Annotated in this window: 20 protein-coding genes; 19 read left to right on the forward strand and 1 reads right to left on the reverse strand. The window is 66.5% G+C overall.

Going from position 1 to position 23950, the window contains the following annotated elements; genetic code table 11:
- Window positions 1-159 precede the first annotated feature (159 nt).
- From BG90_RS22730 to BG90_RS22770, 9 genes are all read left to right on the forward strand, one after another.
- On the forward strand, window positions 160-513 hold the full coding sequence (locus tag BG90_RS22730) for a YciI family protein (protein WP_010110238.1): 354 nt from the start codon (window positions 160-162) through the stop codon (window positions 511-513).
- A gap of 418 nt (window positions 514-931) precedes the next feature.
- Complete coding sequence (locus BG90_RS22735) at window positions 932-1345, forward strand: YciI family protein (protein WP_010120264.1); 414 nt, start codon at window positions 932-934, stop codon at window positions 1343-1345.
- 21 nt (window positions 1346-1366) lie between these two features.
- Window positions 1367-1906: an SRPBCC family protein gene (locus BG90_RS22740; RefSeq protein WP_010110234.1), complete on the forward strand. Its 540-nt coding sequence runs from the start codon at window positions 1367-1369 to the stop codon at window positions 1904-1906.
- Window positions 1903-3171 (forward strand): RNA polymerase sigma factor, encoded by a 1269-nt coding sequence (locus BG90_RS22745; protein WP_010110233.1) that lies wholly within the window; start codon window positions 1903-1905, stop codon window positions 3169-3171. Before BG90_RS22740 ends, BG90_RS22745 begins: the two co-directional genes overlap by 4 nt.
- A 533-nt stretch (window positions 3172-3704) precedes the next feature.
- Window positions 3705-4751, forward strand: coding sequence for an N-acetylmuramoyl-L-alanine amidase (locus BG90_RS22750; protein ID WP_010120263.1), 1047 nt, complete (start codon window positions 3705-3707; stop codon window positions 4749-4751).
- A gap of 246 nt (window positions 4752-4997) precedes the next feature.
- Entirely contained in the window at window positions 4998-5420 is a 423-nt protein-coding gene (locus BG90_RS22755) for a rubrerythrin family protein (RefSeq protein ID WP_010110230.1), read from the forward strand.
- A 121-nt stretch (window positions 5421-5541) separates the two neighbouring features.
- A complete protein-coding gene (locus tag BG90_RS22760; protein ID WP_010120262.1) occupies window positions 5542-6879 on the forward strand; it encodes a heterodisulfide reductase-related iron-sulfur binding cluster in 1338 nt (445 codons plus the stop codon).
- 28 nt (window positions 6880-6907) lie between these two features.
- Window positions 6908-7489 (forward strand): DUF3501 family protein, encoded by a 582-nt coding sequence (locus tag BG90_RS22765; RefSeq protein WP_010120261.1) that lies wholly within the window; start codon window positions 6908-6910, stop codon window positions 7487-7489.
- Window positions 7490-8078: 589 nt separating this feature from the next.
- Window positions 8079-9086 carry a transposase gene (locus BG90_RS22770; protein ID WP_010120260.1) on the forward strand — a complete coding sequence of 336 codons (1008 nt, stop codon included), beginning with the start codon at window positions 8079-8081 and terminating at the stop codon, window positions 9084-9086.
- Between the two features lie 72 nt (window positions 9087-9158).
- Here BG90_RS22770 and BG90_RS22775 read toward each other — a convergent pair whose 3' ends face one another.
- Complete coding sequence (locus BG90_RS22775; RefSeq protein WP_025990348.1) at window positions 9159-10670, reverse strand: mannose-1-phosphate guanylyltransferase/mannose-6-phosphate isomerase; 1512 nt, start codon at window positions 10668-10670, stop codon at window positions 9159-9161.
- A gap of 428 nt (window positions 10671-11098) precedes the next feature.
- Here BG90_RS22775 and BG90_RS22780 point away from each other — a divergent pair, with 428 nt between their 5' ends.
- From BG90_RS22780 to BG90_RS22825, 10 genes are read left to right on the forward strand one after another with little or no spacing between them, the layout of a single operon-like run.
- The gene (locus BG90_RS22780) at window positions 11099-12481 is read left to right on the forward strand and encodes an undecaprenyl-phosphate glucose phosphotransferase (RefSeq protein WP_010110224.1); all 1383 of its coding nucleotides are present in this window, start codon (window positions 11099-11101) and stop codon (window positions 12479-12481) included.
- Window positions 12482-12526: 45 nt separating this feature from the next.
- On the forward strand, window positions 12527-13948 hold the full coding sequence (locus BG90_RS22785; protein ID WP_010120254.1) for a UDP-glucose dehydrogenase family protein: 1422 nt from the start codon (window positions 12527-12529) through the stop codon (window positions 13946-13948).
- Between the two features lie 20 nt (window positions 13949-13968).
- Entirely contained in the window at window positions 13969-14403 is a 435-nt protein-coding gene (locus BG90_RS22790; RefSeq protein WP_010120252.1) for a low molecular weight protein-tyrosine-phosphatase, read from the forward strand.
- Window positions 14397-15572, forward strand: coding sequence for a polysaccharide biosynthesis/export family protein (locus tag BG90_RS22795; RefSeq protein ID WP_025990347.1), 1176 nt, complete (start codon window positions 14397-14399; stop codon window positions 15570-15572). The genes BG90_RS22790 and BG90_RS22795 overlap by 7 nt, the downstream gene beginning before the upstream one ends.
- A gap of 50 nt (window positions 15573-15622) precedes the next feature.
- Window positions 15623-17842, forward strand: coding sequence for a polysaccharide biosynthesis tyrosine autokinase (locus tag BG90_RS22800; protein WP_010120250.1), 2220 nt, complete (start codon window positions 15623-15625; stop codon window positions 17840-17842).
- Between the two features lie 31 nt (window positions 17843-17873).
- Window positions 17874-18821: a glycosyltransferase family 2 protein gene (locus BG90_RS22805; protein WP_025990346.1), complete on the forward strand. Its 948-nt coding sequence runs from the start codon at window positions 17874-17876 to the stop codon at window positions 18819-18821.
- A gap of 43 nt (window positions 18822-18864) precedes the next feature.
- Window positions 18865-20004: a glycosyltransferase gene (locus BG90_RS22810; protein WP_010120245.1), complete on the forward strand. Its 1140-nt coding sequence runs from the start codon at window positions 18865-18867 to the stop codon at window positions 20002-20004.
- Between the two features lie 11 nt (window positions 20005-20015).
- The gene (locus tag BG90_RS22815) at window positions 20016-21491 is read left to right on the forward strand and encodes a glucose-6-phosphate isomerase (RefSeq protein ID WP_010120243.1); all 1476 of its coding nucleotides are present in this window, start codon (window positions 20016-20018) and stop codon (window positions 21489-21491) included.
- Window positions 21488-22672, forward strand: a complete 1185-nt coding sequence (locus tag BG90_RS22820; protein ID WP_010120241.1) for a glycosyltransferase family 4 protein — start codon at window positions 21488-21490, stop codon at window positions 22670-22672. Before BG90_RS22815 ends, BG90_RS22820 begins: the two co-directional genes overlap by 4 nt.
- A complete protein-coding gene (locus tag BG90_RS22825) occupies window positions 22672-23838 on the forward strand; it encodes a glycosyltransferase family 4 protein (RefSeq protein ID WP_010120239.1) in 1167 nt (388 codons plus the stop codon). Before BG90_RS22820 ends, BG90_RS22825 begins: the two co-directional genes overlap by 1 nt.
- The last annotated feature ends 112 nt before the right edge of the window (window positions 23839-23950 follow it).

Consider the following 23950-nt stretch of genomic DNA (forward strand, 5'->3'; position numbering starts at 1 on the left):
GCGTTCGCCCGCGCGGTTCCGCATCGCGGGGAAGCCATCGATTCCGATGGACCGACGCACGCCGTCCGCTCAGAATAGAGGCGCGGCCATCCGCGATTGCCGGCTCGATGCGGCCGCATCGAGCGATTCCGGACGGCGTCGTCATAGGAGGTGACGCAAATGAGCTACATGTTGTTGATCGTCGAACCGCGGGGCCAACGCACGGCACGCGCGCGAGCCGAAGGCGAAATCCTGTACGAGCGGATGCGCCACTTCGCCGGCGAGCTTCAATCGCGCGGCGTGCTGATCGGCGCCGAATCGCTCGTGTCCGACGACAAGGCGACGCGCGTGCAGGTGCGCAACGGCGAAGTGCGTCTCGTCGACGGACCGTTTGCCGAAGCGAAGGAAATGGTCGGCGGCTTCTTCCTGCTCGACGTCGAGACGGAAGGCGAAGCGCTCGCAATCGCGAAGGGCTGCCCCGCTGCCGAATGGTGCTCGGTCGAGGTGCGCGAGATCGGCCCGTGCTTCTCCTGACCGGGTTCGGGTGAATCCGGAGGGCGCCCGCCAGGCGTCGCGTATCGCATCGATCCAGGGTCGGCTCGCGCTAAACGGGTTTGCAACGTGTCCCGCAGGCCGCCCGCCAACGAGGCTTCCTGCGGGGCGCAGGGCAAGGTGGGACGCGCGTCGTTTGCGCCGAGCCAAACGCCCCGAATTTCGCGGGGCTGGCTGCCGCCAGAACGGCGTGATCGCCGGGCGATGCTCGCTGCGAATAATCCCGTATTCGTTCCTCGCTTGGTTTTAGGAGCGGCGAGCGCAAGTGCGTCATTTGCGTGAATCGAATCCAAGGGTTTTCCCTGATTCGACGCCCGGAGTGTCGAGCGGAGATCGCATTGTCCGTCGTAGGGACAGGATGCCGGATGAGGCGTCCGTCCATCTGCCAAAGGAGAGAGCGATGCGTTTCATGATCATGGTGAAGGCCAACGCGACGAGCGAGTCCGGCGCGATGCCCGACGAATCCCTGATCGCCGCGATGGCGATCTATCACGAAGAACTGGCGAAGGCGGGCGTGCTGCTCGACGCATCGGGGCTGCAGCCGTCGTCGAAGGGCTGGCGCGTCCGTTATTCGGGCGGCAGGCGCACCGTCGTCGACGGTCCGTTCACCGAAACGAAGGAGCTGATCGCCGGCTACACGCTGATCCAGGTGCGCTCGCGCGACGAGGCGCTCGAATGGGCCCGCCGCTTTCCCGCGCCGTTCGGCGAGCGCGAGGACGGCGAGATCGAAGTGCGGCAGCTGTTCGAACTCGACGACTTCGAGCCGAGCGACGCGGTCGAGCGGTTCCGCGAGCTCGACAGCAAGCTCGGCTGACGCGGGCGAGGGGAGACGGCGATGGTCGAGATCGTGGTGATCGCCTGCGCGGCGGTGGTCGCGCTGGCGCTGCTGTTGATGCTGTATGCGGCGTCGCGGCCGGGCATGTTTCGCGTCGAGCGCAGCGCGCGGATCGATGCGAGCGCCGAGCGCATCTTTCCATACGTGGCGGACCTGCGCCGCTTCAATGCGTGGAACCCGTACGAGCGCAAGGATCCGGCGCTGCGCGGCGAATACGGCGCGGTGACGTCCGGCATCGGCGCGAGCTATGCGTGGACGAGCGAGAAGGTCGGCGTCGGGCGCTTCGAGATCACCGAGCTCGATGCGCCGTCGCACGTGACGATGCAGCTCGACTTCGTGAAGCCGTTCGAGGCGCACGACGTCGCGGAATTCACGCTGCGGCCGGACGGCGACGCGACGGTCGTCACATGGGCGATGCGCGGTCCGTCGCCGTTCCTGTCGAAGCTGATGCAGGTGTTCTTCAGCATCGACAAGATGGTCGGCGCGGATTTCACCGCGGGGCTCGCGAACCTGAAGGCGCTCGCGGAAGGGCGCGCATGACGGACGCCGCCGTTCATCGCGCGATCGATGCCGTCTGGCGAATCGAAGCGGCAAGGATCATCGCGCACGTCGCGCGGCTCGTGCGCGACGTCGGCGCCGCCGAGGAGCTTGCGCAGGACGCGCTCGTCGCCGCGCTCGAGCACTGGCCGCGCGACGGCGTGCCGAACAATCCGGGCGCATGGCTGATGACGGCCGCGAAGCGCCGCGCGCTCGATCATTTGCGGCAGAACGTGCTGCATGCGCGCAAGCGCGAGCAGATCGGCCTCGATCTCGACGCGCTCGGCGCGCACGTGGCGCCGGACGTCGTCGACGTGCTCGAGGCGGCGCGCGACGACGACATCGGCGACGATCTGCTGCGTCTCGTGTTCACCGCATGCCATCCGGTGCTGTCGACCGATGCGCGCGTCGCGCTCACGCTGCGCCTGCTGGGCGGGCTGACGACGGGCGAGATCGCGCGCGCGTTCCTCACGCCCGAGCCGACGATCGCGCAGCGGATCGTGCGCGCGAAGCGCACGTTGTCGGCGGCGAAGGTGCCGTTCGAGGTGCCGCGTGCGCCGGAGCGCGCGTCGCGGCTTGCTTCGGTGCTCGAAGTGATCTACCTGATCTTCAACGAAGGCTATTCGGCGACGGCCGGCGACGACTGGATGCGTCCCGCGCTGACCGACGAAGCGCTGCGGCTCGGACGCGTGCTCGCCGAGCTCGCGCCCGACGAGAGCGAAGTACATGGGCTCGTCGCGTTGATGGAGATCCAGGCGTCGCGGATGCATGCGCGCATCGATGCGCAAGGGCGTCCGGTGCTGCTGCTCGATCAGGACCGCAGCCGCTGGGATCCGCTGCTGATCCGGCGCGGGCTTGCCGCGCTCGCGCGCTCGGAAGCGCTGGGCGGCGCGAGCGGCCCGTATGCGCTGCAGGCGGCGCTCGCCGCGTGCCACGCGCGTGCGCGCAGCGCCGACGACACCGAGTGGGAGCAGATCGTCGCGCTCTACGATGCGCTCGCGCAAGTCGCGCCTTCGCCCGTCGTCGAGCTGAACCGCGCGGTCGCGGTCGGCATGGCGTTCGGGCCGGCGGCGGGGCTCGAAATCGTCGACGCGCTCGCCGCCGATCCGGCGCTCGCGCGCTATCACTGGCTGCCGAGCGTGCGCGGCGATCTGCTCGCGAAGCTCGGGCGGCGCGACGAGGCGCAGGCGGAGTTTCGGCGCGCGGCCGACATGACGCTCAATGCGCGCGAGCGCGAGATGCTGCTCGCGCGGGCGATGGCGCGATGATGTGTCGCGGGGCGATCGGCGGCGGTTGGTTTGGCGGATTGCGGATGCGTGTGCGTGCGTAGGCGTCGTTGCCCGCGCATTGCGTCTCGGCATGTGTCATGTCGTCGCACAAGGCATGTTTCGACGTCGATCAGGATGACACATGCGCATGCGAGTCGTTGCGCGTTGTCGCCATGTGCCGGGGCGGCGTCGTTTCGTTCCGACACGGTGGCGCGCTTGACGTAGCCTTCCGCAAGCCGCAAGCCGCAAGCCGCAAGCCGCAAGCCGCAAGCCGCAAGCCGCAAGCCGCAAGCCGCAAGCCGCGCGTCGCCCACGAGAAATATCGACGCGCAGTGCATCTTCATCTTCACGCGGCCGCATCGTCGACTTCGCTTCGACGCTTTCCCGCTTTCCACGAATGCATCGCACTCCGAATCGGAACTTGTGCGGCCTCGCCGACTCCCACGGTCGCGCGTTGCTTCATCGCGCAACCTACTCGCTCGGCGCATCGCGCCGATTCTCAATCGCAAGTTACGACTCTTACGGAACAGGGTATGGCTGAAGAACAACAAGCGAAAATCATCAACGAGGGCAGGCGCGGTTTTCTCGCGCGTTCGTCGGCATGGCCGGTGGGAATGCTCATGCTGCCGCTCGCCGGCTGCGGCGATGGCGACGGCGTCGTGTCGTCCGCGCACGCGCAGGATGCGTCGCAGTCGTCCGGCGCGGCAGCCGGCGCGAGCTACACGATCGACCGCTCGATCCAGTCGCCGAATCAGGATTCGCGGGTGCGCACGCTCGTGCTGCACTACACGGCGCAGACGCTCGCGGATTCGTTGGCATCGCTGACCGATACGCAGCGGCAGGTCAGCTCGCACTATCTGGTGCCCGACGCGGCCGACGACGGCCAGCGCTTCAAGGTGTTCGAACTCGTGCCGGAGGCGCGCCGCGCATGGCATGCGGGCGTCAGCTACTGGCAGGGCGACCGGATGCTCAACGCGGGCTCGGTCGGCATCGAGATCGTCAATCTCGGCTTTCCGCCGGAAGACGAAAACCTGCCGCTGATGAACCGGCGCTGGTATCCGTATCCGGACGCGCAGGTCGCGGTGTTCGGCGCGCTCGCCGCCGACGTCGTCGCGCGGCATCAGGTGCTGCCGCACAAGGTCGTCGGACACTCGGACGTCGCGCCCGGCCGCAAGACCGATCCCGGGCCGCTGTTCCCGTGGAAGAAGCTCTACGATCAATATCGGATCGGCGCGTGGCCGGAGGCGGAAGCCGTCGATTACTACCGGACCAACCGGCCGTTCGCGGGCGACGTCGCGAGCCTGCAGTCGAAGCTGCTTGCGTACGGCTACGACACGCCGCAGACGGGGGCGCTCGACGCGCAGACGGTCAACATCGTGTCGGCGTTCCAGATGCACTTCCGGCCGTCGCGCTACGACGGCGTGCCGGATGTCGAGACGGTCGCGATTCTCGACGCGCTGCTCGAGAAGTACTTCAACCGCAGCCGCTCGATCAGCAAGCAGGTGCTGCCGGGCGCGACCGCGCCGGCGGGCGAGAAGGGCAGCGACGTATGGCCGCTCGCGCCCGCGTCGCCGCGCTGACGTTGTAGACTGACGTGTGCCGCGCCGCGATGCGGCGCGGCATCGCCACCACCCGGCTGCCGTCGCCGCCTCCCGCCATCGCCGCACTATCGACGACATTGAAAAAGCCTATTGGGGGATGCGCACGAGAGCGCCTAGATTGAAATGCACGGTGCCCCAGCGGCGGCAGCCGAGCTGCGCATCGTTCCCCACAATCGTTCATCCGGCCCGCCGCCGCGCGCGCCGGCATGAGGCACGGAGGCGCAGATGGCACAGCTCAAGGGCAGCAAGACCGAAGAGAACCTGAAGTACGCGTTCGCCGGCGAGTCGCAGGCGAATCGCCGCTACCTGTACTTCGCATCGAAGGCGGACGTAGAGGGACAGAACGACATCGCCGCATTGTTCCGTTCGACGGCCGAAGGCGAAACCGGCCACGCGCACGGCCACCTCGAGTATCTGGAAGCGGTCGGCGATCCGGCGACGGGCTTGCCGTTCGGCTCGTCCCGCCAGAACCTGCAATCGGCGATCGCGGGCGAGACGCACGAGTACACCGACATGTACCCGGGCATGGCGAAGACCGCGCGCGAAGAAGGCTTCGACGAAATCGCGAACTGGTTCGAGACGCTCGCGAAAGCGGAACGCAGCCACGCGAATCGGTATACGAAGGCGCTCGACGCGCTCGTCGACTGAGCGCGCCGCTCGCCGGCGCGCGAGCGTTCGCTCGTCGTACCGTCAGCCGGAGGCGGCCGCGCGCGTCGCCGCACGGTCCGGCACAACGCGCGCGGCCGCGCGCAACGTGATGGAGCTGCCCATGTCTCACCGAGAAGGCAGTCTGGAGGCCCCCACCCGCCATCCGCTCGATTGGCGCTCGGACGCGTTCCACGATCAGGCTGCGATCGACGCCGAGTTCACCCGCGTGTTCGAGATCTGCGCCGGCTGCCGGCGCTGCGTGTCGCTGTGCGGCGCGTTTCCGACGCTGTTCGATCTCGTCGACGAAACCGAGACGGGCGACGCGCATGCGGTCGATCCGAAATCGTTCGGCAAGGTCGTCGACCAGTGCTATCTGTGCGACCTCTGCTACATGACGAAATGCCCGTACGTGCCGCCGCATCCGTGGAACGTCGATTTCCCGCACCTGATGCTGCGTGCGAAGGCCGCGCGCTACAAGCGCAACGACGTCAAGCTGCGCGACAAGCTGCTGTCGAACACCGACATGCTCGGCTACTTCGCCGGCATCCCGATCGTCACGCAGACCGTCAATGTCGCGAACCGCACGCCTGCCGTGCGCAGCGCGCTCGAAGCGACGCTCGGCGTCGATCGTCACGCGTGGCTGCCGCCGTTCGCGTCGCGCAAGTTCCGCCGCGCCGCGCCGCGCTCGTCCGGCCCGCTGCCGCGTGACGGCGAGCGCACGCCGGGGCGCGTCGCGATCTACGCGACCTGCTACGTGAACTACAACGAGCCGGGCATCGGCCACGATCTGCTCGCGGTGCTCGCGCACAACGACATCCCGTACGAACTCGTCACGAGCGAAGCATGCTGCGGAATGCCGCTTCTCGAGCAGGGCAATCTGGAAGGCGTCGCAAGGAAAAAGGAGGCGAACATCGCGGTGCTCGCCCGCTATGCGCACGAAGGCTATGCGCTGATCGGCGCGATTCCGAGCTGCGTGCTGATGTACAAGAGCGAGCTGCCGCTGATGTTTCCCGACGATCCCGACGTGCGCGCGGTCGCCGACGCGTTCTGGGACCCGTTCGAATACGTGATCGCGCGCCATCGCGACGGCCTGCTGAAGACCGACTTCAAGCACGCGCTCGGCACTGTCTCGTACCACGTGCCGTGCCATGCGCGCGTGCAGAACATCGGACGCAAGACGGCCGATGCGCTGTCGCTCGTGCCGGGCACGAAGGTGAACGTCGTCGAGCGCTGCTCGGGTCACGCGGGCACGTTCGGCGTGAAGAAGGAATTCCATGCGCAGGCGCTGAGGATCGGCGCGCCGGTGTTCAAGGCGATGGCGGAGCAGGCGCCCGACTACATGTCGTCCGATTGCGCGCTCGCGGGGCATCACATCGAAGAGGGGATCGGCGCGAAAGGCGCCGCGCCGCCGCCCTTCGCGCATCCGATCACGCTGCTGCGCAAGGCATACGGCATCTGAGCACGGCGTACCGAACGAGGAGCACGACATGACGCTCACCCGCGACTCGCTGTTGACGCTCGAAGCCTATGCGAAGGTGCGCCGGCAAGAACATGCACGTGTGATTGCACACAAGCAGCGCCGTGCGGTGTCGCTCGGCAATCACTTGCGCTTCCTGTTCGAGGACGAGACGACGATCCGCTATCAGATCCACGAGATGCTGCACATCGAGAAGATCTTCGACGAGGAGGGCATCTCGGGCGAGCTCGAAGCGTATCTGCCGCTCGTGCCTGACGGCAGCAATTTCAAAGCGACGATGCAGATCGAATACGAAAACGAAACGCAGCGGCGCGCGGCGCTTGCGCGGCTCATCGGCATCGAGGATCACGTGTTCCTCGTCGTCGACGATGAGACGCCCGTCTACGCGATTGCCGACGAAGACCTCGAGCGCGACACGGACGAGAAGACTTCCGCCGTGCACTTCGTGCGCTTCGAGCTGAGCGACGCGATGAAGGCGAAGCTCAAGGCGGGCGCGCCGCTGTCGATCGGCTGCGACCATCCTAACTATCCGGTACAAACGATGCGGATCGACCCGGACGTCACGGCGTCGCTTGCGAGCGACCTCGACTGAGCGGGCGAGCCTGTCCGGCACGCGGCCGACGGAGCTGGCATCGATCGCATTCAATCATTTATGAGATTGCGTGCAATGAAAAGTATAACGATTGAAAAAGGATTTAATTACCGATCGATAAACAATTTGTCACGTATTTTCCCTTTATTTACCGATGTTGCAGTGACGTCGGAAAATGCTGCCGCCCAGGGTCGGAGCTTGCGTCGGAGCCCATTTGCAATGTACTTTTCATATTCCCTTCAGCCTTTCTGGGCGGGGCTCTCGAGCTGGTCGAAATAAAAACATCATAAAAATTGAAATGAAATACTGACCCTGCTTGATCACTATCTTGTTTCAGTGAGTAACATGGCACCGTTGTCATATTGAGATAAACCCTGATGATGGTATGCTTCATGCACAAAAAATATCGCATACGAGTGAGACAGTGGTTCGTGCGTCATCGTCGGGAGTCGCGGCACCTTGTTTGTGCTTAGCGAGCCGGCGTGCACAACCGAATAGCGTCCATGTGCAACCTGGCCGCGGTTACGAGTGCGATTCGCTCGCAACCGTGCCGCCAATCGCAGCCCGGCCTGGCTGTGTGGAGAGATCTATGTTCTTCGATGAGCTAAACGATGAAGAGTGGGCCCGTCTGTCGACGTTGATCGCCGATGAACCCATCCGACTGAACCGACGAGGCCGACCGCGCGCTGAGAATCGGGTCGTCGCGAACGCGGTGCTTTGGATTCTCACCACGGGCGAACCGTGGTCGAAGCTGCCCGGCCGCTATCCGTCCGGCCCGACGTGCCGGCGCCGCTTCGAAGAATGGCTCGCGAGCGGCACGCTCGGCGAGATGGTGAAGGTGCTGTCGGAAGAAAGCGGCCGTGCGTTCGCGTACGTGCCGCCGCCTCCGGAGCCTGTCGCGCCCGTTCGGCGCGCGGAGTCGCCTGCCGATTGCGATCGCCTGCGCGGTGTATTCTGGCAAAACCCGGAGTCGTGGCAATTGCCGGTTGCTCAAGCCAGCGTTTGCCGTCCGGGCACGGGCGTGAACGTCAGGCGCTTCGCGAGCGACGAGGAAGAGGGCGAGCGTCGCGATGTCGACGCATCGCATCACCACGGCTTCACGGTGCCGGGCGCGCCCGTGCGCGACCATGGACATGGCAGGCCGCCGCATCCCACGTCGTTCAGCTTCGGGATGCATACGCCGCAAACCGAAACCTATCGCGGCTATACCGTGTACGGCATCGCGCAGCCCGTGCAGAACCTGATGTATCGCGCATGGGCCGAGATCGTGCAGGAGGATCGGCGCGTCGAGCGCTCGGGACTCATCGGTCCGCGTTTCACGGATGCCGAATCGGCGGAGCAGTACGCGCTCGATTGGGCGCGCCAGTGGATCGACCGCCAATGCGCGGGCGGGCGGGATGCGCGCGAAGCGTCGGCGCCCGCTGCCGAACAGGCGAGCAAGTCGGTGCCGACGATCGCCGGGCTGTCCGCGCTCGCGCTGGCCGAGACCAACATCAAGCACTTCGCGGCCGAACGGCGCCGCGCACTCGCAGACGGACGCGGCGATGCGCCGCAAGTGCAGGTCGACCGGCGCGAGTACGCGTATCGCGTCGGTTGATTGCGGTCGTGCCGTTCGCCACGCGGCCCGCTTGCGCGCGGGCCGCGTGGCCGCTTCGGTGCGGCCGTTCCGTCAGTGTCGTCCATAGTTGTCTTCGAAGCGGACGATGTCGTCCTCCCCGAGATACGAGCCCGATTGCACTTCGATCAGTTCGAGCGGCATCTTGCCGGGATTCTCGAGCCGATGCGATACACCGAGCGGAATGTAGGTCGACTCGTTCTCCGACAGCAGGAATGTCTCGTCGCCGCGCGTGATCCGCGCGGTGCCGCGCACGACGATCCAGTGCTCGGCGCGGTGATGATGCATTTGCAGTGACAGGCGCGCGCCCGGCTTGACGACGATTCGCTTCACCTGGAAGCGCTCGCCGCTGTCGACCGAATCGTAGTTTCCCCACGGGCGATGCACCTTGCGGTGGTCGGACGCTTCCGCGCCGGACTCCGCCTTCAGGCGTCCGACGATTTTCTTCACGTCCTGCACGTGCGCGCGATCGGCGACGAGGATCGCATCGGGCGTCTCGACGACGACGAGATTTTGCGTGCCGACGCAGGCGATCAGGCGTCCTTCCGAATGCGCGAACGTCGACGACGCTTGCTCGAAGCACACGCGGCCGCGCGCGACGTTGCCGTCGTCGTCCTTGTCGCTGATCTGCCAGAGCGCGTCCCACGAGCCGACGTCGGACCAGCCGGCGTCGAGCGGCACGACGACGCCTTCGCAGACGGCGGGCAGGTTCGAAAGCGGTTCCATCACCGCATAGTCGATCGAGTTCGACGGCGACGCGGCGAAGCTGTCGCGATCGACGCGGAAGAACGGCCCGTCGTCGCTGCCGAGCGCGACCGCGCGCGCGCACGCTTCGTGGATCGCGGGCTGGAAGTGGCGAATCGCCTTCAGCCATACCGATGCGCGGACGATGAAGATGCCGCTGTTCCACCAGTATTCGCCCGATGCGACATATTGCCGGGCGAGCTCCAGATGCGGCTTTTCGACGAAGCGGTCGAGCTTCCTGACCGCGACGCCGAGCTCCGCGTCGCTTGCGCCCGCGCCAACGCGGATGTAGCCGTAGCCCGTCTCGGCGCGCGTCGGCACGATGCCGAGCGTCGCGATCATTCCTTGCTCGGCGTAGCGCACGCCGGCCGCGACCGCTTGCTGGAAACGCGCGACGTCGGCGACCGCGTGGTCGGCCGGCATCACGGTCAGCACCGCGTCGCCGCCGTCCGCGACCGCGCGCAGCGCGGCGATCGTCAGCGCCGGCGCGGTGTCGCGGCCGAGCGGTTCGAGCACGAGCGTCGCGTCCTTGCCCGCGAGCCGCAGTTGCTCGGCGGTCGTGAAGCGGTGGTCCTCGCCGCACACGATGATCATTCGTTCGGATACCGGATGATCGCTCGACAGGCCGTCGAGGCGGCGCGCGGTCGATTGCAGCAGCGACTCGTCGCCGAGCAGATTGATCAATTGTTTCGGATGGCGCTCGCGCGACATCGGCCAGAGCCGCGTGCCCGAGCCTCCGGCCAGCACGACGGGTTGCACGGAAAGGCGCGTGCCGGCGGCGATGGAAGCGGGGCGGGCGTCGGTGGCGGGCGTGGCGGTCATGATGACATTCCTCGAGTACAAGACTGTCCCGACGTTGTAGCACGACGTAAATCGACAATAAAAGAATCGCGCGGATACGCTCGATTGGCGGCTTGCTATCGTGCGGTGCGCGCAAATTGCATGGGATGCACGCGAAGTAATGAATAAAAAATTAAAAAAATATTGGGTTCCAACCCGTCGAAGCCTTGTGGGTAAAGGCCCGTATCACTATCTCCGCATCTTCTGGTTGTCTATCGGGGTGATTGCTTCGGCAAAATATTCTGATTGATTATCATCGTGTCCCCGAAAAAATTTCCGATTATTTTTAGAAATACTTGTGCGCTTGCGGGAGGGATTTTCTTCCCGGTTCAATAACGGCATGCAATGTTTAAATCGGATGCACGTCGACGAGATGTGTGCGGCCGGTTTCCGTCTCACGAGGAAGAACCATGCTGAGCGTACTGGCTAGGATGATCGATATCGCGATGGCCGTGGCAGGCGCGTTGATCGCCGGCATGATTCATCGCGGCGGCTTCGCGTGGCTCGACGACCTGCAGCGCACGGTCGTCGTGTTCGACTGCATGCTCGTCGTCGTGTTCTTCCCGGCGTTCGGCATTTACCAGTCGTGGCGCGGCAAGCCGGTGTTCGGGCTCATGTGGCGCGTGTCGGTCGCGTGGCTCGTCGTCGAGCTGGCGGGAATCCTGATGAGCTTCAGCGTCCATCACGCGGGCGATCTGTCGCGCCTGTGGCTCGGCTACTGGGCGATGGTGACGATCACGCTGCTCGTCGCGTCGAAGGCCTGCGTGTATGCGGTGCTGCGGCAGCTGCGGCGCGGCGGCTTCAATCACAAGTCGGTCGCGATCGTCGGCAGCGCGGACGCGACCGCGACGAAGCGCCTCGTCGCCCACATGCGCGCGCGTCCGGATGCGGGCTTCAATCCGGTGTGCATCTACGACGGGCGCAGCGACGCGGCGACGGCCGAGCTCGACGGCATCGCGATCGAGCGCCGCTTCGGCGACCTCGTGCGCCGCGTGCGCAGCCGCGAGATCGGCGAGCTGTGGCTCGTGCTGCCGCTTTCCGAAGAGCCGCAGATTCACCGGATCGTCACCGAGTTCAGAAACGATTTCGTCAACATTCGCTTCGTGCCGGACGTGCGCAGCCTGTCGTTCTTCAACCAGGAAGTCATCGAACTGCTCGGCGTGCCCGCGATCAATCTCGCCGCGTCGCCGATCACCGACGTGCGGATCCTGCCGAAGTTCGTGTTCGACCGGCTGTTCGCGCTTGCGGCGCTCGCGATGCTGTCGCCCGCGATGCTCGCGATCGCGGCGCTCGTCAAGCTGACGTCGCCCGGCCCGGTGTTCTTCCGGCAAAAGCGCAAGGGCATCGACGGCAACGAGTTCGAGATCTACAAGTTCCGCTCGATGAAAGTGCATCACGAGGCGGCGGGGAAGGTCACGCAGGCGAAGAAGAACGATTCGCGCGTGACGCCTGTCGGCCGCTTCCTGCGCCGCACGAGCCTCGACGAGCTGCCGCAGTTCATCAACGTGCTGAAGGGCGAGATGTCGGTGGTCGGTCCGCGTCCGCATGCGCTCGAACACGACGACATCTACAAGGATCTCGTCAAGGGCTACATGTTCCGTTACCGGATCAAGCCGGGCATCACGGGCTGGGCGCAGATCAACGGCTTTCGCGGCGAGACCGATCGCATCGAGAAGATGATGGGCCGCGTGAAGCTCGATCTGTACTACATGCAGAACTGGTCGTTCTGGCTCGACATCAAGATCGTCGCGCTGACGCTGTGGAAGGGCTTCACCGGCAGCAATGCGTACTGAGCGCGGCAACGCGTTTTCCGACTCACTGGGTAAGAGGTTCGACAGATGAATCTGACTATCATCGGCAGCGGTTATGTGGGGCTCGTCACGGGCGCTTGTCTCGCCGACATCGGCCACGACGTGTTCTGTCTCGACGTCGATCGGAAGAAGATCGACATCCTGAACGGCGGCGGCGTGCCGATCCACGAGCCGGGCCTCGCGGAGATCATCGCGCGCAATCGCGCGGCGGGCCGGCTGCAGTTCTCGACCGACGTCGAGGCGGCCGTCGCGCACGGCGTCGTGCAATTCATCGCGGTCGGCACGCCGCCCGACGAGGACGGCTCCGCGGATCTCCAATACGTGCTCGCGGCCGCGCGGAACATAGGCCGCTGCATGCGGGGCTTCAAGGTGATCGTCGACAAGTCGACGGTGCCCGTCGGCACGGCCGAGCGCGTGCGCGCGGCGGTCGCCGACGAACTGAAGGCGCGCGGCGACGACTCGATGTTCTCGGTCGTGTCGAATCCGGAGTTCCTGAAGGAAGGCGCGGCGGTCGAGGACTTCACGCGGCCGGACCGGATCGTGATCGGCTGCGACGACGACGTGCCCGGCGAGCGCGCGCGCGAGCTGATGAAGAAACTCTATGCGCCGTTCAACCGCAATCATGAGCGCACGCTGTACATGGACGTGCGCTCGGCCGAGTTCACGAAGTACGCGGCGAACGCGATGCTCGCGACGCGCATCTCGTTCATGAACGAGCTCGCGAATCTCGCGGACCGCTTCGGCGCCGACATCGAAGCGGTACGGCGCGGGATCGGCTCCGATCCGCGGATCGGCTATCACTTCCTGTATGCGGGCTGCGGCTATGGCGGCTCGTGCTTTCCGAAGGATGTCGAAGCGTTGATTCGCACGGCGGCCGAGCACGGACAGGCGCTGCGCGTGCTGCAGGCGGTGTCGTCCGTCAACGACGAACAGAAGCGCGTGCTCGCGCGGAAGATCGTCGCGCGCTTCGGCGAGGATCTGACCGGGCGCCGTTTCGGCGTCTGGGGTCTCGCGTTCAAGCCGAACACCGACGACATGCGCGAAGCGCCGAGCCGCGCGCTGATCGCCGAATTGCTGTCGCGCGGCGCGCACGTCACCGCGTACGACCCGGTCGCGCAGGCGGAGGCGCAGCGCGTGCTCGCGCTCGACCTGGGCGATCGCCCGGATGCGCTCGCGCGGCTTGCGTTTGCCGACGACGAGGCGCAGGTCGCGCAGGATGCGGACGCGCTCGTGATCGTCACCGAATGGAAGGCGTTCAAGAGCCCGGATTTCGCCGCGCTCGGCAAACGCTGGAAGGCGCCCGTGATTTTCGACGGACGCAACCTGTACGAGCCGATCGCGATGCGCGAACTCGGCATCGAGTATTACCCGATCGGGCGGCCGGGCGCCGCGTCACGCACGGCGGCGAGCGACGAGCGCGCCGCGCGCACGGCGCACGCCAAAGCGTGAGTGACGACGCGAGTTCGACCATGTTCCGCAACATTCTGATCGTATGTCGTGCGAACGTGTGCCGGAGCCCGGCCGCGGAGCTGCTGTTCAAGTCGATGGCGCCGCGCGCCGCGCTCGCGTTCCACTCGGCGGGCATCGACGCGAACGACGGCGACGGCATCGATCCGACGATGTCGCGCTTGCTGGCGGAGCGTGGCGTCGACGCGGCGCCGCACCGTTCGCGGCGCCTGAGCCGAGCGCTCGTGCGTGCGGCGGATCTCGTCCTCGTCACCGAGCGCCAGCAGATCGCCGGCGTCGAGTCGCTCGATCCGTTCGCGCGCGGCAAGGTGCATCTGCTCGGCAAATGGGAAGACGCCGAGATCGCCGATCCCTACGGCGGTCCCGAGGTCGATTATCGACAGAGCTACACATTGATCGAACGTCTGGTTCAAGGATGGTTGCAAAAGATATGTTGAATCGTTCGCTTAAACCCATGGCGCTCGCCGTCGCGTTCGCATCGTTGCTGCAGGCGTGCTCGATGGCGCCCGGCAACTATATGGATACGTCGCGCCTCGACGACAAGGATGCGCAACCGACCGAGCACTACAACGTGCAGCTCATCACCGCGCAGCTGGTCGTTTCGCAGGCCGAAGCGCAGCGCAAGGATCGGCCGCTGCCGCCGTCGCACTACACCGATCCGGCGCAGTACGTGTACCGGATCGCGCCGCAGGACATTCTCGGCGTCACCGTCTGGGATCACCCGGAGCTGACGACGCCGCAAGGTCAGTCGTTCTCGAGCGGCGGCAACACGACGCAAACGGTCGCGGGCGCGCTGCAGCAGCCGTATACGAACGCGCTGCCTGGACAGGCCGATCCGTACGGGCAGACGGTGGGAGCCGACGGCACGATCTATTTCCCGTTCGTCGGCCGCCTTCGGGCGGTGGGCAAGACGGTCGGCCAGGTGCGCGACGAGCTCGCCGCGCGGCTCGCGCGCTACGTGAAGAATCCGCAGGTCGACGTTCGCGTGCTGTCGTACCGCAGCCAGAAGGTGCAGGTGACGGGCGAAGTGAAGACGCCCGGTCCGCTCGCGATCACCGACGTGCCGATCACGCTCGTCGATGCGATCACACGCTCGGGCGGCTCGACGAACGAGGCCGACCTGCAGCGCGTGCGTCTCACGCGCGACGGCAAGTTCTACCAGCTCGACGCGAACGGCATGCTCGATCGCGGCGACGTCACGCAGAACGTGATGCTGCAGCCGGGCGACATCGTCAACGTGCCGGACCGCAGCGACAGCCGCGTGTTCGTGATGGGCGAAGTGAAGACGCCCGCGACGGTGCCGATGCTCAAGGGCCGCCTGACGATCGCCGATGCGCTGACGGCGGGCGGCGGGATTCTCGATACCGACGCGAACCCGCGCCAGGTTTACGTGCTGCGCGACCTGAAGGACAAGCCGAACACGCCCGACATCTTCCGTCTCGACATGACGCAGCCGGACGCGCTGATGCTGTCGAGCCGCTTCCAGCTGAAGCCGCTCGACGTCGTCTATGTCGGCACGACCGAGTCGGTGCGCTTCAACCGCCTGCTCCAGCAGGTGTTTCCGACGATCCAGTCGATTTACTACATGAAGCAGATCACGCGCTGATCGGTCCCGGGCCGTCGCGCGCGGCCCGCCTCAACCTCAAGCGGGAATGCATGGTGAATACGCAAGCGAAACATCCTTATGCCGACCTCGCGGTGAAGACCGACGAGGAAGACGTCGTCCTGGGTCAGTTGATCCAGGTGATTCTCGACGATATCTGGCTGCTTCTCGGCATCGCGCTTTTCGTGATCGCGCTCGCCGGGCTCTACTGCTATATCGCGAAGCCGGTGTACTCGGCCGATGCGCAGGTTCGCGTCGAGGCGAGCGACAACACGTCGCAAGCGCTCACGCAGACGCAGACGGGCGCCGTCATCAACGGCGGCCCGGCGACGCCGCCGACCGACGCGGAAATCGAGATCATCAAGAGCCGCGGCGTCGTCGCGCCGGTCGTCGAGCAGTTCAAGCTGAACTCGTCGGTCACGCCGGACACGTTTCCGATTCTCGGCGCGATCGCCGCGCGGCTCGCGACGCCGGGGCGACCGGCGAAGCCGTGGCTCGGGCTGTCGTCGTATGCGTGGGGCGGCGAAGAGGCGGACGTCGATTCGATCAACGTGACGCCCGCGCTCGAAGGCAAGAAGCTGACGCTGACGGCAGGCACGGGAGGCGACTACACGCTCGCCGATCCGGACGGCAACCTGCTGCTGCGCGGCAAGGTCGGCGAGAACGAACAGGGCGGCGGTGCGACGATCAACGTGACGAAGCTCGTCGCGCGTCCCGGCACGCGTTTCACGGTGATCCGGCAGAACGATCTCGATGCGATCACCGGATTCCAGTCGGCGATTCAGGTGGCCGAGCAGGGTAAGCAGACGGGCGTGATCCAGATCTCGCTCGAAGGAAAGGATCCCGAACAAACCGCGCAGATCGCGAACGCGCTCGCGCAGTCGTACCTGCATCAGCACATCACGAGCAAGCAGGCCGAAGCGACGAAGATGCTCGAGTTCCTGAAGAACGAAGAGCCGCGCCTGAAGTCGGACCTCGAGCGCGCGGAGGCGGAGCTCACCGAATATCAGCGCACGTCGGGCTCGATCAATGCGAGCGACGAAGCGAAGGTCTATCTCGAAGGCAGCGTCCAGTACGAGCAGCAGATCGCCGCGCAGCGGCTGCAGCTCGCGGCGCTCGCGCAACGCTACACCGAAGAGCATCCGCTCGTCATCGCGGCGAAGCAGCAGCTCGCGCAGCTCGAAGCGGAGCGCGCGAAGTACGACGGCAAGTTTCGCGGGCTGCCGGCGACCGAAGTGAAGGCGGTCGCGCTGCAGCGCAACGCGAAGGTCGCGGAAGACATCTACGTGCTGCTGCTCAACCGCGTGCAGGAGCTGTCGGTGCAGAAGGCCGGCACGGGCGGCAGCATCCGGCTCGTCGACGCGGCGCTGCGTCCGGGCGTGCCGGTGAAGCCGAAGAAGATGCTGATCCTGTCGGCGGCGACGCTGCTCGGCCTGATTCTCGGCACGAGCGTCGTGTTCATGCGCCGCAACCTGTTCCATGGCATCGAGGATCCGGATCGCATCGAACGCGCGTTCAACCTGCCGCTGTACGGACTCGTGCCGATGAGTGCCGAGCAGACGCGTTTCGATGCTGCCGACAAGGGCAGCCGCGTGCGGCCGATCCTCGCGTGCGCGCGGCCGAAGGACTTGAGCGTCGAAAGCCTGCGCAGCCTGCGCACCGCGATGCAGTTCGCACTGATGGACGCGAAGAACCGCGTGATCGTGCTGACGGGCCCGACGCCCGGCATCGGCAAGAGCTTTCTCGCCGTCAACCTCGCCGCGCTCGTCGCACATTCGGGCAAGCGCGTGCTGCTGATCGACGCCGACATGCGGCGCGGCTCGCTCGACCGCTACTTCGGCACGGGCGTGAAGAACGGTCTGTCGGAGCTGCTGAGCGATCAGGTCGCGCTCGAAGATGCGATCCGCGAAACGTCGGTGCCCGGACTGTCGTTCATCCCATCGGGCGCGCGTCCGCCGAATCCGTCGGAGCTGCTGATGTCGCCGCGGCTGTCGCAGTACCTCGACGGTCTCGCGAAACGCTATGACGCGGTGATCGTCGATTCGCCGCCGATCCTCGCCGTCACCGACGCGACGATCTTCGGCGAGCTCGCCGGCTCGACGTTCCTCGTGCTGCGCTCCGGCATGCACACGGAAGGCGAGATCGGCGACGCGATCAAGCGGCTGCGCACGGCGGGCGTGCAACTGCAAGGCGGGATCTTCAACGGCGTGCCGGCGCGCACCCGCGGCTACGGCCGCGGCTATGCGGCCGTGCACGAATATCTGAGCGCATGACGCGGACCCTGCTTCGATCGACGAGGTGACGATGAAAATTTCCGTACTCGTGCCGACCTACCGGCGTCCCGCGGATCTCGCGCGCTGTCTGATCGCGTTGCAGCGGCAGCGCGTGGCGCCCGAAGAAGTGATCGTCGTCGCGCGCCCCGACGACGATGCGACCCACGAGCGGCTCGCCGATCCGGGCGTGCGCGGCTCGCTTGCGCTGCGGATCGTCGCGGTCGACGTGCCGGGGCAGGTGGCGGCGCTCAATTGCGGGCTCGACGCCGCGCGCGGCGACGTGATCGCGATCACCGACGACGATGCGGCGCCGCGCGTCGACTGGCTCGAACGGATCGGCGCGATTTTCGCGGCCGATCCGCGCGTCGGCGCGGTGGGCGGCCGCGATTGGGTGCACGAGAAAGGCCGGCTGCTCGACGGCGAGCAGCCGCTCGTCGGCCGGCTCACCGTGTCGGGCAAGATCATCGGCAATCACCATCTCGGCGTCGGCGGCGCGCGCGAAGTCGACACGCTGAAGGGTGCGAACATGAGCTATCGCCGCGCGGCGATCGAAGGACTGCGCTTCGATACGCGTCTGCGCGGCGCGGGAGCGCAGACGCACAACGACACGTCGTTCAGCATGTGCGTGAAGCGCGCGGGCTGGAAGCTCGTCTACGACCCAGCCGTTGCGGTCGACCATTATCCGGCCGAGCGCTTCGACGACGACCGGCGCGACGCCGCATCGATGGCCGCGCTGTCGAACGCCGCGTACAACCTGCATCTGACCTTGCGCGAGCATCTGCCGCCCGCGCGGCGCGTGATCGCGTGGTGGTGGTGGACGCTCGTCGGCACGCGCGCCTATCCGGGCCTCGTGCATGTCGTACTGACCGTCGCCGCGAAGAACGGCGCGAGCATGCGCGCGCGTTGGCGCGCGGTGCGGCGCGGCGCGCACGATGCGCGGCGCAGGGCTTCCGCGCCGCACGTCGGCGTCGCGCAATGAGCGGCGCATTGCAGATTCATTCGATTCGGGCTGGAGTTTTCGCATGACCGCCACGAAGGTTCACGTTCATCTGTTTTACGGCGCCGATCCGCGCACCTATCGCAAGGGCGACGAAATCGGCTGCCTGTATGGCTATCACCATGCGGAGTCCGAAGAGTTCGCGCTGACGTATTCGCGCGATGCGCGCGAGAGCCGGCTCGTCGGCGTCGGCCGCCGCGCGCTGAAGTACGTGCTCGGCTTCGATCTGATTCATGCGTGGCGCAACCGGGCCGCGCTGCTCGGCTCGGATGTGATCTGGACGCACACCGAGCAGGAGCATCTCGCAGTGTCGCTCGTGCTGAAGCTGTCGGGCGCGCGCGGCGCGAAGCCGCTGCTGCTTGCGCAAAGCGTGTGGCTCCTCGACAAATGGCCCAGGTACGGCTTCGTGCGCCGCTGGGCATATCGGAAGCTGCTCGGCCGCGCGGACGTGCTGACGACGCTCGCGCGCGACAACGCCGAGCTGTGTCGCCGCTATCTGCGGCGCGATGCGCTGCAGGTGTACTACGGGCTGAACACGCAGGATTTCCCGATGCGCATGCCGGACGCGTGGTCGCCGCATCGGCCGCTGCGGATCGCGGCGATCGGCAACGATCGCGACCGCGACTGGAAGACGTTCGTCACCGCGTTCGGCGGCGACGCGCGCTATGACGTGCGCCTCGCGACGCGCCGCCGGATTCCGCGTGCGCTGCATGCGACGAACGTCGAGATCGCATCCGTGTCGGGCATCGCGAGGCAGCGCGAACTATACGACTGGGCGGACCTGATCGTCGTGCCGCTGCGGCCGAATCACCACGCGTCGGGCATCACGGTGATGCTCGAGGCGGCGGCGGTCGGCAAGCCGATGATCGTCAGCGACGTCGGCGGGCTGCGCGACTATTTCCCGCACGGCACGGCGACCTACGTGCAGCCGTTCGACGTGGGCGCGCTGCGACGCGCGGCCGACGCGCTCGCCGCGCGGCCCGATCAGGCGCTCGCGCGCGCGCGGGCGGCCGCGCGTCGGCTGCAGGAACGCGATCTGACGACGCAGCAATTCGCCGCGCAGCACATGCGGATCACGCGCGATCTGCTGACGCGCCGCCGTGCGCACGCGGCGGCGAAGGCCGCGCTGTCGTTCGCGGATTCGCGTTCGCGTTCGAACGGATGAGGGCGGCGACGATGAGCGTGACGACCCTACCCGTTCGTGCATCCGGCGGCGGCGCGAGCCGGCGCAAGTTACTGAGCGATCCGAAGCATTGGGTCGCGCAGGCGGGCTTGTGGACCGTCACCGCACTGCTGATCGCCGCGCATCAGGGCACGCTCTTGACGTACGGTTTTCCGTGCCTCGCGATCGCGGCCGGCCTGTGGCTGTATTTCATGAGCCCGGCGCGCTATGTCGGTTTCATGTGGTGGATGTGGTTCCTGAGCCCCGAGGTGCGACGCCTCGCCGACTGGTCGAAGGGCGCGTATACGCCGACGAGCCTGATCCAGATCGCGCCGCTCGCGGTCACGATGATCGCGGGGCTCGGCTTGCTGCGCCATTACAGGGTGCTCGCCGAGCGACGCGGACTGCCGGTGCTGCTGATCCTGTTCGGCCTGATGTACGCGTTTCTCGTCGGCGTCGTGTCGAGCGGGCCGCTCGCCGCCATCTACGACCTCGCGAATTGGCTCTACCCGGTGCTGATCGGCTTTCACATCGTCGTGCATTCGCGCGACTACCCCGAGTACCGCAAGGTGATTCTGTCGACGTTCGTCTGGGGGATGCTCGTGATGGGCGTCTACGGAATCGTGCAGTTCTTCGTGATGCCGAAGTGGGACGTGCTGTGGATGGTCGGCTCGCAGATGAGTTCGCAGGGCGATCCGGTGCCATACGGCGTGCGCGTGTTCAGCACGATGAATTCGTCGGGACCGTTCGCGTTCGCGATGATGGGCGCGCTCGTGTTCATGATCGCCGCGACCGAACGCGTGCGCTGGATCGCGGGCGCGGCCGGCTTCCTCTCGTTCTGCCTGTGTCTCGTGCGATCGACTTGGGGCGGCTGGGTGATCGCGCTCGTGATCCAGCTCGCGAAATCGAGCAATCGCGTGCGCGTGCGGATCATCGGCAGCGCGATCGTGCTGGCCGCGCTGTGCGTGCCGCTCTTGACCGTGGGCCCCGTCGCAGACCGCCTCGGCCAGCGCCTGCAATCGATCACGAACCTGAAGGATGACCGCAGCTACGACGATCGCAACAAGTTCTATGCGACGTTCGCGCAGACCGCGTTTACCGACGTCGCGGGCGAGGGGCTCGGCGCGACCGGCGCGTCGACGAAGCTGTCGAGCAGCAACGGTGATCTCGGCAAGTATGGCAGCTTCGACAGCGGCGTGATGAACGTGCCGTTCGTGCTCGGCTGGCCCGGCACGCTGCTCTATCTGTTCGGGCTTGTGTGGCTGCTCGGCCGCGTGCTGCGCGCGTCGTTCCGGCTGCGCCGCGACAAGTTCGTCGCCGCGTGCCTGAGTCTCAGTTTGTCTGTCTTCGCGATGCTCGTCTTCACCAATTCGTTCATCGGCACAGGAGGGCTGTTGCTGTTCATGAGCATATTTTCGATCTTGTCCGCGGCGCACTGGCAAAAGCTACAGCGCGCGAGCGCCGCGCGTTTTCCGGGAGCCGACCAGTGAGAATCGTCATCGTCACGCACGTCGTGCGGCATAACGACGGCCAGGGACGCGTCAATTACGAGATCGCGCGAGCGGCGCTCGCGGAGAACTATCAGGTGACGCTCGTCGCGTCGCATGTCGCGCCGGAGCTGCTCGCGGATGCGCGCGTGCGCTGGATTCCGGTGAAGGCCGGCCGCTTCTGGCCGTCGCACCTCGTCAAGCAGCAGGTGTTCGCGATCAAGAGCGCATGGTGGCTGCGCAACCATCGCGATGCGTACGACGTGCTGCACGTCAACGGCTTCATCTCGTGGGTGCGCGCCGACGTGAATACCGCGCACTTCGTTCACGGCGGCTGGTTCGCGAGTCCCTACTATCCGTTCCGCTTGTCGAAAGGGCTGTGGTCCGCGTATCAGTACATCTATACGCGAACGAATGCGCTGCTCGAAGGTTGGGCATACCGCCGCTCGCGCGCGATCACGGCCGTGTCGCAAAAGGTGGCCGACGAGATCGAGCGGATCGGCATCGACGGCGACCGGATCGGCGTGATCTACAACGGCGTAGACACGCGGGCGTTCGCGAACGCCGCGCCCGATCGCAATGCGTTCGGTTTGCCATCCGAACCGTTCATGCTGCTGTTCGTCGGCGATCTGCGCACGCCGCGCAAGAACCTGGGCACCGTGCTCAAGGCGCTGACGCAGCTGCCGCCGGACGTGCACCTCGCGGTCGCGGGATACCTGCCCGGCAGCCCGTATCCGGACGAGGCGCGCGCGCTGAAGATCGATTCGCGCGTGCATTTCCTCGGGCTCGTCAAGAACATGCCGACACTGATGTCGTCGGTCGATGCGTATGTGTTTCCTTCGCGCTACGAAGCGATGAGCCTGTCGCTGCTCGAAGCGATGGCGGCGGGGCTGCCCGTCGTGACCGCCCGCACGGCGGGCGGCGCGGAGATCATCACGCAGGATTGCGGGATCGTACTCGACGATCCCGACGATCCGGCCGCGCTCGCGCAGGCGATCGGACGCCTCGCGCGCTCGCGCGAAGCGTGCCGCGCGATGGGCGAGGCGGCGCGCAAGCTGATGGATGGATTCGGTTGGGCGCGCATGGGCGCGCAATACATCGCGCTGTATCGGCGGCTGCGCCAATCGTCGCAGTCGCCGTCGCTCGCCGGCGCCGAGCATGCCGTGACGCAGGAGCCATCGTAATGAAGCACACCGTAACGTCGATCAAGTCACTGCAAATCGGCATGCATTGGTTTCCCGAACGCGCGGGCGGGCTCGACCGCATGTATTACTCGCTCGTCGGCGCGCTGCCGGGCGCGGGTGTCGCGGTGCGCGGCGTCGTCGCGGGCTCCGAGCGCGTCGCGGCCGACACGGGCGGCGCGATCCGCGGCTTCGGCCCGGCGACGTCGTCGCTGCCGCGCCGGATGATCGCCGCGCGCCACGCGCTGCGCGATGTGGTTCGGATCGAGCGGCCGGACGTCGTGTCGTCGCATTTCGCGCTGTACACGTTCCCCGGTCTCGACGTGACGCGCGGCATTCCGCAGGTGTCGCATTTCCAGGGACCGTGGGCGGACGAGAGCCACGTCGAAGGCGCGGATTCGCTCGGGCAGAAGGTCAAGCACCGGCTCGAACAGGCGGTCTACGCGCGTTCGCTGCGGCTCATCGTGCTGTCGAACGCATTCGGCCAGATTCTCACGTCGCGCTACAACGTCGATCCGGACCGCGTGCGCGTCGTGCCGGGCTGCGTCGACACCGCGCAATTCGATCTGCCGATGACGCCCGCCGACGCGCGCCGCAAGCTGCAGCTGCCGCAGGACCGGCCGATCGTGCTCGCGGTGCGGCGGCTCGTGCGGCGCATGGGGCTCGAGGATCTGATCGACGCGGTGAAGATCGTGCGGCGCCGGCATCCGGACGTGCTGCTGCTGATCGCGGGCAAGGGGCGGCTCGAAGGCGAATTGCAGGAGCGGATCGACGATGCCGAGATCGGCGACAACGTGAAGCTGCTCGGCTTCGTGCCGGACAACCATCTGGCCGCGCTGTATCGCGCGGCGACGCTGAGCGTCGTGCCGACCGTCGCGCTGGAAGGGTTCGGCCTCATCACCGTCGAATCGCTCGCGTCCGGCACGCCGGTGCTCGTGACGCCCGTCGGCGGGCTGCCGGAGGCGGTCGCCGGCTTGTCCGAGGCGCTCGTGTTGCCCGAGATCGGCGCGTGCGCGATCGCGGACGGGCTGACCGCGGCGTTGTCGGGCTCGCTCGTGCTGCCGGATGCCGACGCTTGCCGGCAGTATGCGCGCGAGCATTTCGACAACGCGGTGATCGCGCGGCGTGTCGCGGAGGTCTACGAGGAAGCGATTCGGGCGGGAGCGTGACGCGCGGACGCGGCGTTCGGCCGTTCGCCTGTCCGCGGGCGATGCGCGGCGCGAGCGGACGGGCCGCACTGCATCGTTGCGGAATTTTCTAGTGAGTTTGATCAAGGCGGGA

Origin of the sequence: Burkholderia oklahomensis C6786 (genome assembly GCF_000959365.1) — a bacterium.
GTDB classification, from domain to species: domain Bacteria; phylum Pseudomonadota; class Gammaproteobacteria; order Burkholderiales; family Burkholderiaceae; genus Burkholderia; species Burkholderia oklahomensis.